The 12,180-nt window shown below is 26.7% G+C and carries 15 protein-coding genes; 3 read left to right on the top strand and 12 right to left on the bottom strand.

The genetic code is table 11. The features are described from left to right. Positions 1–339: hypothetical protein (locus Q0V24_RS16105; protein ID WP_297523038.1), on the bottom strand; the 339-nt coding region annotated here is incomplete at its 3' end. Between the two features lie 142 nt (positions 340–481). Here Q0V24_RS16105 and Q0V24_RS16110 point away from each other — a divergent pair. Beyond that, positions 482–1,006, top strand: a complete 525-nt coding sequence (locus Q0V24_RS16110) for a hypothetical protein (protein ID WP_297523040.1) — start codon at positions 482–484, stop codon at positions 1,004–1,006. 43 nt (positions 1,007–1,049) lie between these two features. Here the strand turns inward: Q0V24_RS16110 and Q0V24_RS16115 are convergent, their stop codons facing one another. The 9 genes from Q0V24_RS16115 to Q0V24_RS16155 form a co-directional block, all read right to left on the bottom strand. Continuing rightward, a complete protein-coding gene (locus tag Q0V24_RS16115; protein ID WP_297523042.1) occupies positions 1,050–1,700 on the bottom strand; it encodes a hypothetical protein in 651 nt (216 codons plus the stop codon). Between the two features lie 64 nt (positions 1,701–1,764). Beyond that, complete coding sequence (locus Q0V24_RS16120; protein WP_297523044.1) at positions 1,765–2,169, bottom strand: hypothetical protein; 405 nt, start codon at positions 2,167–2,169, stop codon at positions 1,765–1,767. A 20-nt stretch (positions 2,170–2,189) separates the two neighbouring features. Next, the gene (locus tag Q0V24_RS16125) at positions 2,190–3,134 is read right to left on the bottom strand and encodes an alpha/beta hydrolase (protein ID WP_297523046.1); all 945 of its coding nucleotides are present in this window, start codon (positions 3,132–3,134) and stop codon (positions 2,190–2,192) included. A 224-nt stretch (positions 3,135–3,358) separates the two neighbouring features. Continuing rightward, positions 3,359–4,354 (bottom strand): hypothetical protein, encoded by a 996-nt coding sequence (locus tag Q0V24_RS16130; RefSeq protein WP_297523048.1) that lies wholly within the window; start codon positions 4,352–4,354, stop codon positions 3,359–3,361. A 94-nt stretch (positions 4,355–4,448) separates the two neighbouring features. Then, positions 4,449–4,949, bottom strand: a complete 501-nt coding sequence (locus Q0V24_RS16135) for a hypothetical protein (protein WP_297523050.1) — start codon at positions 4,947–4,949, stop codon at positions 4,449–4,451. A 16-nt stretch (positions 4,950–4,965) separates the two neighbouring features. Next, positions 4,966–5,436: a hypothetical protein gene (locus Q0V24_RS16140; RefSeq protein WP_297523052.1), complete on the bottom strand. Its 471-nt coding sequence runs from the start codon at positions 5,434–5,436 to the stop codon at positions 4,966–4,968. A gap of 121 nt (positions 5,437–5,557) precedes the next feature. Beyond that, positions 5,558–6,037 carry a hypothetical protein gene (locus tag Q0V24_RS16145; protein ID WP_297523053.1) on the bottom strand — a complete coding sequence of 160 codons (480 nt, stop codon included), beginning with the start codon at positions 6,035–6,037 and terminating at the stop codon, positions 5,558–5,560. Positions 6,038–6,189: 152 nt separating this feature from the next. Further along, on the bottom strand, positions 6,190–7,602 hold the full coding sequence (locus Q0V24_RS16150) for a hypothetical protein (protein ID WP_297523055.1): 1,413 nt from the start codon (positions 7,600–7,602) through the stop codon (positions 6,190–6,192). A gap of 132 nt (positions 7,603–7,734) precedes the next feature. Further along, positions 7,735–8,439: an N-acetylmuramoyl-L-alanine amidase gene (locus Q0V24_RS16155; protein ID WP_297523056.1), complete on the bottom strand. Its 705-nt coding sequence runs from the start codon at positions 8,437–8,439 to the stop codon at positions 7,735–7,737. 165 nt (positions 8,440–8,604) lie between these two features. Between Q0V24_RS16155 and Q0V24_RS16160 the strand changes: the two genes are divergently transcribed. After that, on the top strand, positions 8,605–9,435 hold the full coding sequence (locus tag Q0V24_RS16160) for a hypothetical protein (protein ID WP_297523058.1): 831 nt from the start codon (positions 8,605–8,607) through the stop codon (positions 9,433–9,435). A gap of 69 nt (positions 9,436–9,504) precedes the next feature. Here the strand turns inward: Q0V24_RS16160 and rbr are convergent, their stop codons facing one another. Next, positions 9,505–10,092 carry a rubrerythrin gene (gene rbr, locus Q0V24_RS16165; protein WP_297523060.1) on the bottom strand — a complete coding sequence of 196 codons (588 nt, stop codon included), beginning with the start codon at positions 10,090–10,092 and terminating at the stop codon, positions 9,505–9,507. Positions 10,093–10,353: 261 nt separating this feature from the next. On the opposite strand from rbr, the gene Q0V24_RS16170 reads away from it, so the two are divergent. Continuing rightward, entirely contained in the window at positions 10,354–11,100 is a 747-nt protein-coding gene (locus Q0V24_RS16170) for a creatininase (RefSeq protein WP_297523062.1), read from the top strand. A gap of 43 nt (positions 11,101–11,143) precedes the next feature. Here the strand turns inward: Q0V24_RS16170 and Q0V24_RS16175 are convergent, their stop codons facing one another. Continuing rightward, positions 11,144–11,947 carry an HAD family hydrolase gene (locus tag Q0V24_RS16175; RefSeq protein WP_297523064.1) on the bottom strand — a complete coding sequence of 268 codons (804 nt, stop codon included), beginning with the start codon at positions 11,945–11,947 and terminating at the stop codon, positions 11,144–11,146. Between the last annotated feature and the right edge of the window lie 233 nt (positions 11,948–12,180).

Genomic DNA, 12,180 nt, shown 5'->3' on the forward strand with positions numbered 1-12,180 from the left:
CATTAAATCTAAAAACTTAATTGTAGAATAACCTATAAGATTTTCCATCTCCACTTCTTGGCTGATAATTAAACTTGTATAAATTATTACTTGATCCCCAGGTAATAGTACCTCAATTCTTATTAGCCCTTTTTCGTTTATTAATTCTATATTATCTCTATTTTTTTCGAATTCATAATACCTGTTATCAAAATCAATATTGGTATGATTTTTAAATATTATATTTTTAATTTCATCTGCGCTTTTATTTTCGATTTTATTTTTAAAGCAAATAACACTATCATAAGTAACCTCTGTATTAGAAACCTGTTGTGAAATGCTAACACGATTTAATTCCATACCTAATCTCCTTAATTATTAAACATAATTCCTTTTATATTATCTTATGAAAATTTTTCTTTAAAAATTAATACCAATATTGAAAAATAAACATATATTATTATTAACTGAAATTATTTTTTATCTAAAAGGAGATTTTATTATGAATTTTAATCCTATCGACTGTGGTTGTAACGATAATAATTATAACCAAAATCAAAATCAAAACCAAAACCAAGGTTCAAATACAAATTACTGTGAATACATTCAAGGGAATAGCACTGATTTACACATAAGCCCAAAAGATTGCGAGGTTAGAGTTGACCTTAGAGTCAATAGAAAACAAGGTGTGAGAGTTTGGGGTCAAGTTAAAGATTGTGAAAACGTTCCTGTTTCTGGAGTTTTAGTAAAACTTCTAAAAGTTATAAATTATTGTGGAAAACAAGATTTTGTTGGAGTAAGTCATACAATTACTGATTGTAATGGATTTTATCAATTTGAATTAAACAGATGTGATGATTCTGACTATAAAATAATAGTATCAAAAGATGCTGTAGGTAATGAACGAACAATTGATGTCAATAATAATGATTGTGACCCATGTACACCACCTACTCATCGTCCAACACCATGTCCACCTACTTACCCTCCTTATAAACCAAACAAACCTAGTTGCGGTTGTAAATAACACAAAGAGCTATATGTTTTAACATATAGCTCTTTGTGTTATTTTATTCTTCTATTAAATGTATTTCTATATTTTCTCTTTTGTTATCTAAAGGATTTAAGTTTATATGGTGAACTATTTCATTTTCTTTTGGGTTAAGTAATAATTCATCAAGATAAACTCTACCTTCTGTTGTATTAGCTACAACTTCCCCTCTATAAACAGCCCAGTTATACTCTTCTTTTATTAATGCATCAATATCATCTTTAGAAACTATTGCTCTAGTTTCCTCTCTACCATATTTATCTTTTAATATGATATGCGCTATTGTTTCATCAATCACTTCATATTCATTAGCAACATGTGTATCGACAATTTCAAGATTTTCTTTTCTATTGTCTAAATAATTAGCATTTATATGTTTGATTGGCGCTTTAGCACTAACCCCTAATATAAAACCTTGTAAACTTTGCTTTAAAGGCTTACCTTTTTTGTTTTTAAGAGTTTCATTTATATTTTGAGCTGAATAGTCGTTAAGTTCTTTTCCCCACTCAACAAACCATATTCCTTGCTCTTTTACTCTTTCTAAATCTGCTGCATCTATTAAAGCTACAAACTCTTTACCTTTTTTATTTTCCATTGCAACTTCTACTACGTTGCCTTTTACTTCATATTTATTTTCACTAAATTTATAATTATTTTTCAAATTAAACACCTCTTTCTAATTTCTAGTGCTTATACAGTATAACAAAGTAATAGTAAAAGATAAACATAATATTTTATTCTAAATCAAAGTATGAATAAATTCTGTCTATAAGCCCTGTAGGTGGCCCCTCAAAATGCTTTTTTATTCCCCCAGAAAGTATCTCGCATTTAATCCCCATACTCTTTGCATAAAAATAAATATATGGACTTCTAAGTCTTCCCCTTGAGCAACCTATTACAACTTTATGCTTTCCATTCTCTGAAATTTCGAGTAAAGCTTTTTTAACTTCTCCCTTTCTTTTTCTAAGCCCTAAATATATTATAATGAATGCAAGTGGATACATTCTTTTTATTCTTTGATGCTCATCTTTATCTATAATCGGAACATTATATTGCAAAAGAGGCATTTTTTCAAATTCTTCTTTTGTACGAACGTCAATAGTGCGTTCGTTGCTAATTTCCTTTAATTTAATAAACAATTTTACCCCCTTAAAGCAATTTAGATATTACTATTTGATAAAACAACATTTATAAAGTCTTTAACCTCTTTTTCATATCTTTCTTTATCTGTAACATAAGCATCCATATGTATTGCACCTTCAACTAAGTAAAGTTTTTTATATCCTTCTTTTTTTGCATTATACATATCTTCACACATATATGATGGAACTGTTGTATCACCTGTTCCATGAATAAATAATGTTGGTACTTTACTATTACAAATAGCATCTTTTGGTGATATTCCTGTTAAGTCAAATTTATACTTTCTTTTTATTCTGCTATTTACAAGTGGATATAATATATTTGCTGGCACTTTTGCTTGTTTAAATTTATATTTTATTTCATCTCTTGCATCTGAATACCCACAATCTTCTATAACAAATTTAACCTTGTCTTCAAAAAGACCTCCATATAGCATAACTGTAGCAGCCCCCATTGACTGTCCTTGTAAGCCAATAATTAAATTTTCTCCAAGCTTTTCCGTCATAGCCTCAACCCATATATCAAGGTCTTTAACTTCATTATATCCATAGCTAGCAAAATCACCTTCACTCTCACCATGAGATCTCATATCTATTAAAAGAACGTTAAATCCTTCATCTAAAAACATCTTCATATATTGTATGCTAATATAGTGATTTGCTGTATAGCCATGGTGTATTATTACAAGTTTATTTGAATCAATATCATTTTTATATAAATATCCCTTAAGTTTTAATCCTTCTTCACTTAAAATTTCTATTTTTTCTACTTCTAAATCCTCATACTCTTTATAATCACACTTAAACTGATTTAAAAGTCTACCTATCATATCATCTTTAGTTTGTCTTTTAGAGCGTATAACTTCTTTTTCAGCATACCTAACTAACCATGCAGTTGCAATCCCTGCTAAAAGTGAAACTCCTGCTGTAGTTCCTAATGTTATTTTTGTTGATTTTTTCATACTCTTTTCCTCCTTAGATTTAAAAATTCTCTTTTATAAATTATACCTAATATAATAGTGTTTATACAAACAAAAAAAATACTACAAAAAAAATTTATATTTGATATAATTCCTTATTTTTTTGAAAAGGGGCTATATCAAAATGCAAGTTACCACAATATATAGCTTTTAAACTCTATATTGTGGATGACAAACTATTTTGATATAGCCCCTATTTTCTTATATTATCCAATTATTATTGCTTGAATACAAACTTCCTGATCTTTATATATATTAACCTCAGCTTCCATGCTAAGTTTCATAATTCCATTAACAGTAACACTCTCATCTGCTGCCCCAACTATTGAATCGGCTTGGAAACATACTTTAGGATTAAAACAAAGCTTTAACTCTCCATCTGTTGCACAAAAATCACTCATATAGAAAACTGAATTATCAGTCATTTCAATTGGAGCTATTGGTGTTATTACTAATTTAAACTCACAAGTTTGGCCACTCGTTACAATTGTTCCTGATATTGTTATTATAGCATCTATTGTCCATCCTTCAGCTCTAATACAAAGTTCTCCTTGTTCTGCATTACATTTATCCATACACTTCAACATTGATTTTTCAATTAAGCCTGTATAACATTCTTCCATTGAACCTGCAACAACTAAAGTTTTTCCATTAAACTTAACCTCTGGTGGAGCTAGTAGATCAACAGCTAAAACTTCCACTGTAACACATTTACAAATAAACTTTGAAGTTTCGTCAACAGGATTACATTCACACATACAATTATCTGCTTTTAATTCTACATCAACTGTAAATTCTGCACCGTCTATAACTAATTCTTCTGATGCTGGACAACTTTCACTTCTCTTAACATCAAATAATCTTTTTACTATAGTTCTAATTCCTTGAACCATATTAGGATCAAAATTACAACTTACTCCCTCACAACATCTACACTCTTGAACACAATTTGTACATGGACAAGGTTTTACTATACCTTGATTGCATGAACAATCTGGCTCTACTGGTTCTTGGTTACATGAACATTGTGGTTGAGACTGTGGTTGTATATTGCATGGGCATTCTGGTTGTGGTTGTGGGTTACAAGGATATTCTGGCTCTGGTTCTTGACATCTTCCATTAAAATTATTTGATGTATATTCTTCATTTTCCGCTGAATATTTATTTGAATACTTGTTTGAACAATATTTATTATATTTCATTGTGCACCTCTTCTTACTAAATTTTATATAAATTATCTATATAATATTATATAAACTCAACATAAGTTTTGTTACTCAAAATTACTATATTCTTCTATATTATTTCCTCTAAAAGAATAACACCACCTAAATTTAATTCAAAACATCTTTTTTCTATATTATTTATATACATATCAACTAAACACTCTTCTATTTTTATTTTCCCTATTCTTTTTAAATCGATTATATTTTCACCACCTATTTTACTTGGTATATTTGCATTTAAAAAAATATTTTGACTAAATTTATAAATAAATATTGAATTATTATTTTTAAAACTACTATATTTTAACTTTATTTTATATGTTACCTCAATGACCAGACTTTTCTCATGACATATTTCACCACTAATATTTTGTCCTTTTTTATTATCTATTATATTAAAATCAAGTTTTTCTTTTTCTACACTTACCGAAATTACTGTAAGTATATCTTCAAAGCCTTCCTCTAGTTTCCAAATAGTATTTATTTGATACTCTTTTATATGTTTAAATTTATTTTTTTTTTCACTACATATCCCTATATATTCTATTCCATCTATTATACATCTTTGCATCCTATATAATCCTTTCTTAATATTCCACTATAACTAATACTCCTAAACTTATTCTATATTTATTTTCACTTATTTTTTTCACAGAAATATCCTCTATAAAAACTGTTGAAACAATTTTCATACAAGGGTCATATTCCCCCACAATCTCTACAACAGTGCTAAAAGGTATTTTCACTCTATCTGTAAATATCATATCCTCATAATTTTCACCTACATATTCACTTCTAATCTGAATATTCCCATCTACCATGAGTTTATATTTATTTTCTATCTCCTCTTGACCATAATTTTTATTTGCATATGAATTTAAAATACGTTTTTTTTCTATTCTTCCTATTGCATTGCATCTAGTAAAATACTCTATGTTAGCTTTTTCATTACCTATAATAATATCTTTATCTACAATAAAATCCTTAAATCCTGATATTTCTGTAGGTATATAATCTGCTAATCCACTATACTCAATATAATTTCTAACGATTTTCATATTTCCCACCTCACCCTCTATAGTTATGTAAATATTATTAATAAGTATTCTGAAAAATAGCATTAAAGACCAAAATAAGAGAAGAAGTCATTTATAAGTAACGACTTCTTCTCTTTATTAATTAAAATGTTTTATAATAATTATCTATCTCAGCCTTATAACTTTCTAAATTACTTCCGCTCTCTATTCTTATTATAAAATTAAACTCTCCATATTCATTAGTAAATATTTTATCTACTTCTTTTCTATCTACCTCTCCACAAAAAAAAGTATATTTAAATAACCTAATCAATACTTCACTATAAGAAATTCCTTTATAGTCCACTGCCTTTCCATACACTCTATAATAAATTTTTCTTTCAATTAAAATATCTTTTTTTACATCACTAGCTTCTCTTACACAAATCATTTCATCACTTGCAGAAATTTCTTCTATTATTTCATATGATATTCTTAGTGTTAAATTCAATTTTTCTTCACTCTTATAATTCTCGTTATTCTTTTTATAAGTACCTTGATGATTACTCTCACAATAGTAAGTATCTTCATTGTAATCATTCTTTATTTTATTAAAAGATTTATCAAAATCATTTTTATACATATCCTCCCCCTACTCTATTTCATAAATTGATTGATATTATTATATTATTATATTCTGTGTAAATTGTTACTTTAATTATCAATACTTTATTATTTTTTCTTACTCATTAGAGCCTTCCTATATTTAAATCAAAAAATGTAGCTACAAAATAGCTACATTAATTTATATATATAATATTTATAATATACTTCATCACTTTTTTCTGCTGTATTATCATCAAATATATTATCTATCTCTTCCTTTTTATAATCACTTATTTCTTCACTGCTAATATATATTTCTTTGATATCTTTCTTTTCTTGCTTATCATCTATTTCTATTTTTTCTGACTCTTCGCTCTCTTGTTCTACTCTTGCTACCATGCCAACATATATTAAAAGTTGATTTTCTTTGACATTATACTGTGCTAATGGATTTAACTCTTTTTCTTTTATTAAAGTATCAAACTCTCTAAACACATTACTCTTTATATCGTATACAATTGCAGATGTTGTTGTTTTAGTTGAGCTAATCCCTATTAAAATATAATTATCATTTATAAATTCTACTTTTGTTATTATAGGAATATCCTCAGCTACTCTTAATGCCTTCTCTATACGGCTTCCTTTATAAAATATATTATCAGATGATTTATCTTTCATATTGTAAATAACTATATTATCTTCCGGGTTATTTGCAACTATAACTATATTTTCGCCACTTATATCTAGGTTGCTGATACTACTAGTTTCAAATATTTTCTCTTTTTTTTCTGTATTCATATTATAAAATTGAACTTCTGCTTTAGTAACTACCTCATTTCTTGCATCTTTATATATCTTTTGCCAAATAAGATTACCCTGATCAATTTTAATATCATACAAGCTTACTCTATTATCATCATATGAACTGTCAATAATCTTTGATTCTGATTTTTCTAAATCATATCTAATAATACTAGTCATTACAGTAGTTGTTATAATATTACTCTTATTAATTGTATTTTCATTAGATTTAATATATATAATATTATTTCCATCTAAAATTATTTCCTTTGGAATAAACTCCATATAACTACTCGGATTTAACCCACTTAAATTTGAACTTCCTTCTTCAATTAGTGTTTTTTCTTCGCCGTTTATAGCTTTAGCATAAATACTCCAAATTAATCCCTTGCATCCATTCTCTGAATCCCTTACTGTACTTTCTACCCAAATAACCCATTTTTCATTTACAGTAAGTCCACTCATATTTGTAGTTTCTTTAATATCTTCAAATAATACTTCTTTACTTTCTAATGTATCATAAATATATAAATCATTTGAATTTTCTTTTCTAACTATATATTTACTTGATTCAAAATTTCTATAATCTACATATTTTACAGGTATATATTCTAATTTTTCTAAATTATAATCATCTTTATTAACCTCTTTTATCTCTGCGTTTATTGAATGTATATTATTGCTATACTCAACTATTGTATCAAAAAAACTTTTTCCTTTTAAAAACTTAAATCCAGCAAAAAAAACATAAACTAATGCTATCAATAATAAAATAAACCTTTTATTAAAATATTTTTTCATTAAGTAATCGTCCCCCAAAAAACTCAACTCTAAATAAATTTAAAATTAAATTTATAATCTTTTCTTTTATTTTAACACATAATCCCATATTTTTTTGTTAACTAAAAATTATAAAAAGATTAATTTTAATAATTAATTACTATTGTATTCATTAATTGCAATTTTTACTGCTTTCATTAATTTTTCTTGATAAACTCTATTGCACAATAGTGCATCCTCACTATAATTACTCATAAATCCCATCTCTAATATTACAGTTGGAACTTTTGAATAATTAAAGCCTGTTATATCTGCCCTTTCAAATATACCATTTACTTTAACACCTGAATCCTTTAAAGAGCGTTCTAACTCTTTTGCATATTTAAGACTATTTTGATATATCCCTTTTGTATACTTATTTTCTTTTGATGGTACAAGAATTAATGCACCTGTTTTAGAAGAATCCTTTATACTATCACAATGGATTCTTATATTTATATCAGCTTTTTCTTTATTTGCAAATTCTGCACGCTCTTTATTACTTATATTGACTTCATTTATCTCCCTAGTCATAACAACATCATAACTTTGCTCTAATAAATCTCTAAGTATTAAACCACTTTCTAAAACAACTTCATATTCCCATTTTTTTGTTCCAATTCCTCTTGTTCCTGATGAAACTCTTGGTTTAGAAAACATAGCATTAGGACCTACTGCCTCAAGTTTTGGATCTCCCTTCATTTGATGTCCTGGGTCTATACATACTTTAAAAGTACTAGCCATTACTATAACCCCTTGCAGATATATACATAGCATAGACAAGCTAATTACTAAAATAATAAATTTATTTTTTTTCATTTTATATCCCTCCTTCTTACAAAGTATATTTTTCCACAAATATAAATTTATATTCGCTATTCTTTTTTTAGAATATAAAACTCAAATTTTGTTAATAATCTAAATAATTAACAAATTTTAAATTATTGCATATAATAAATAAAAGCAATAGCTAGAGGTGTGACTTTGTTTAAATTTATAAATTCAAAAATTTTTAGAATTATATTATTTTCTGCTTGTTTATTTTTTATTTTCAGTAATTTCAACTTTAAAATTGCAGTCATAAAAGCAAGTCATATAATAGAAATAATTAATCAAGATTTTTACCCAGATCTTAACAAGAAAAAAATAGGCAATATAACTTTTCTCTATGATACACTCACAAGCAATGATGATATCCTTTACATTAATGATGTTTTAGATAAAAATAAAAATTCTATATTAGATATTTTAAAGATTCAAAAAGAACCTGAAATAACAATTCGAGTATTATCAGAGTTTAATGACTCGCACTCTGATTCTCTAGGATATGTATACTTTCATAATAATATAATAAATGTACTTAATTCTGATTCCCATGAAGAATTAACAATAGCACGTAATGATAAAGAAGCATTAATTTCTTTATCTGAAACATTAATTCATGAATATACACATGCTTTAATAAATCATAAACTTCTCAAAAATGAAATATACCCACAAAAACTTCCATTTTGGTTCAATGAAGGAATTGCTGAATGTATGGGGAAATTTGCAATAGATGAATCTATTCCTAGTTCCTATAATTCTGATATAACACCATCTGACCTTGACCGTTTGTTTGATACAAACTCAGATTTATTTTATGAAAAAAGCTCTATATTTGTAAATTCAATAATTGAAAATCATGGGATAGATAAAATAGGTTCTATTTTAGATTATTTAGAATTTTTTAATTTTGAAGAATCTCTCGAAAAGGCAACTTTATCTGATATAGATGATATATCTATGGATGCTTTTAATACATCCTATAAATAAAATAAAAGGTAATTAAAACGTTATCCGCTTTAATTACCTTTCACAATTATATAAACTTTTTTCTTTATCTTAGTAGTTTGGTAAGAATAACTCAAAGTATCCTTGTGGGTGTAAACATGCTGGACAAGCCATTGGAGCTTCTTTACCTTCATAAATATATCCACAGTTTAAACATTTCCAAAGTACTATTTTTTCTTTTTTAAATACTATATCATTTTCAATATTTGCAAGAAGTGCTCTGAATCTGATTTCATGTCTTTCTTCAACTTTAGAAATTTCTTCAAATGCTTTAGCTATTGTTTCAAATCCTTCTTCTCTTGCAACTACGGCAAATACAGGGTATAAATCTGTGTGCTCTTCATGTTCACCAGCTGCTGCAAATTTTAAGTTTTCTATAGTGTTTTTTGAAAGTCCTACAGGATATCCTGCTGTAATTTCAATTTCTTGACCGTTTAATTCTTCAATTAAGAATTTCATAAATCTTTTTGCATGTTGCTCTTCTTGTAATGCTGTTTCCATGAATATGTTAGACATTTGAACATATCCTTCTTTTTTAGCAGCACTTGCATAGAAAGTGTATCTTTCTCTTGCTTGTGATTCACCTGCAAATGATTTCATTAAATTTTCTGCTGTTTTTGTACCTTTTAAAGTTTTCATTTTAAATTCCTCCTATAAACTAACTAATTACTATGTTATAAATATACTTCATTCATGAATATAAGTAAACTTCATACTTTTTCCATTTTTATATCTAATAGTAAAAATAATATCCTTTTAATTAATAAATTTACTTTTTTAACTATAAAATAATACGAATTTCAAAGTTTTTATATATTTTATATAAATATCCCTATACTTATATATCAAGATTTAATGATATGATATAATTTATTTCATACATATTTAGGAGGATTTTAAATGACAAATTTAATGAACGAAATGACTTGGATGGAATTTAATGACAAAAAAGATAAATCAACTTTAATATTACCTATTGGTTCAACAGAACAACATGGACCACACTTACCATTATCTGTTGATACAATTATTGCCGAGCATTTTGCAATAAGACTAGCTAATGAAATAGATGGTATAGTTGCACCAACTTTATGTTATGGCTATAAATCTCAACCTCTATCTGGTGGTGGTCCTTTATTCCCTGGAACAATAGACTTAAATGGAAAAACACTTATAGATATTACTGTAGATCTTTTAGAGGAGTTTATAAGAGATGGACTAAAAAAAATATTAGTATTAAATGCACATTTTGAAAATGAAGCATTTTTACTCGAAGCTATTAGTCTTGTATCTAATAAATATGGTGATAAAGTGACTATACTTGAATCAAACTGGTGGGACCCTATGCCTACAAATATTATTAATAAAATTTTTGATGAAGTTCCATTCCCAGGATGGGCATTTGAACATGCAGCAATAACAGAAACTTCATTAATGCTTTTATTTGCTCCACATCTAGTTAGAATGGATAAAATTATTGATATTAAAGGTGCTACACCTGTTCCTTATCATAAATATCCTATAAATAAAGATATTATCCCAGCAAGTGGAGTTTTAGCAACTGCTAGAACATCTTCAAAAGAAAAAGGCCAAATAATTGTTGATTCAGTAATCCCTAAGCTTGTAAAAATAGTTCAAAATAATTAATAAAAATCCCAAACTATAAAATTTATAGTTTGGGATTTTTATTTTATTCTTCTATTCTTTTTATCTTATCAACTATAAACCGTATAATATGTTCATCATTACTAACTTCTAAATTTAATGCAACTTCTTTTAATCTTTTTGCACCATTTGCAACACAATACCCGTTCTTTGTCACGCTAAGAAGTTCAGTGTCATTCATTGCATCTCCAAAAGTAAATAACTTATCTTTATTTAACTTATAAGTTTCACATAAATAATCAACAGCATGTCCCTTTGATGTGCTTGATGGTAATATTTCTAAAAATTTATCACCACTCCTTGTTATATGTCCAGCTTTATATACATTTTTATAAACTTCTTCAAATTTATCCATTTCTTTTACTTCACCTAAAAGAAGGATCTTAACCCATTTTTGACTATATAACCAGTCCTCATCAAATTCATACCTAACATCAAGATTTTTTGTAGAAAGTCTTTCTGTATATTTACAAGGCTTATAAACATAGATTGTATCTTCAATATAGACCTCAATACCTATATTTTCAGTTTCTTTTGCAATTCTTTTTATTATTCCCCTCTTTTCATCTTCTAAATAACCTTCATATATAACCTCTTTATTATTAAAATCATATATTTTACTTCCATTATATAAAATTGCTGGAATAGTAAGATTAAGCTTGTCCATAAATTTTTCAACTGATGGTAACATTCTACCTGTTGCTACTGTAAAGTTTCCACCGAGTAAAACAAATTCATTTATCGCCTCAATATTTTCTTCAGTAAGAATCCCCTTACTATTTAATAATGTTCCATCCATATCTGTGATTATTGTATAATCTTTAAACATAATTTTTCTCCTAACTTTTCTTTGATATTAACGTAATTTATATAAATAACTTTTTTTCTTAAAAATAAAACTTAATCATATTTTACCATTGTATTAAAATTCTTCAAGCCTAATATTGGTATTTTATATACTCATTCAAAAAAAAGAGCTTTTCTTATAACATATAATTAGCTTTAATCCTGAATTATTCACCGAATTTGTTTTAAGTGAGAAATCATAACAAAATAAATTCG

Source organism: uncultured Clostridium sp., from assembly GCF_947039605.1.
Taxonomy (GTDB): Bacteria; Bacillota; Clostridia; order Clostridiales; family Clostridiaceae; genus Sarcina.

Coding starts and splice junctions, on each gene's coding strand:
- Q0V24_RS16110 (WP_297523040.1), top strand. CDS start 482: ATGAATTTTAATCCTATCGACTGTGGTTGTAACGATAATAATTATAAC.
- Q0V24_RS16125 (WP_297523046.1), bottom strand. CDS start 3,134: ATGAAAAAATCAACAAAAATAACATTAGGAACTACAGCAGGAGTTTCA.
- Q0V24_RS16130 (WP_297523048.1), bottom strand. CDS start 4,354: ATGAAATATAATAAATATTGTTCAAACAAGTATTCAAATAAATATTCA.
- Q0V24_RS16135 (WP_297523050.1), bottom strand. CDS start 4,949: ATGCAAAGATGTATAATAGATGGAATAGAATATATAGGGATATGTAGT.
- Q0V24_RS16140 (WP_297523052.1), bottom strand. CDS start 5,436: ATGAAAATCGTTAGAAATTATATTGAGTATAGTGGATTAGCAGATTAT.
- Q0V24_RS16145 (WP_297523053.1), bottom strand. CDS start 6,037: ATGTATAAAAATGATTTTGATAAATCTTTTAATAAAATAAAGAATGAT.
- Q0V24_RS16150 (WP_297523055.1), bottom strand. CDS start 7,602: ATGAAAAAATATTTTAATAAAAGGTTTATTTTATTATTGATAGCATTA.
- Q0V24_RS16155 (WP_297523056.1), bottom strand. CDS start 8,439: ATGAAAAAAAATAAATTTATTATTTTAGTAATTAGCTTGTCTATGCTA.
- rbr (WP_297523060.1), bottom strand. CDS start 10,092: ATGAAAACTTTAAAAGGTACAAAAACAGCAGAAAATTTAATGAAATCA.
- Q0V24_RS16170 (WP_297523062.1), top strand. CDS start 10,354: ATGACAAATTTAATGAACGAAATGACTTGGATGGAATTTAATGACAAA.
- Q0V24_RS16175 (WP_297523064.1), bottom strand. CDS start 11,947: ATGTTTAAAGATTATACAATAATCACAGATATGGATGGAACATTATTA.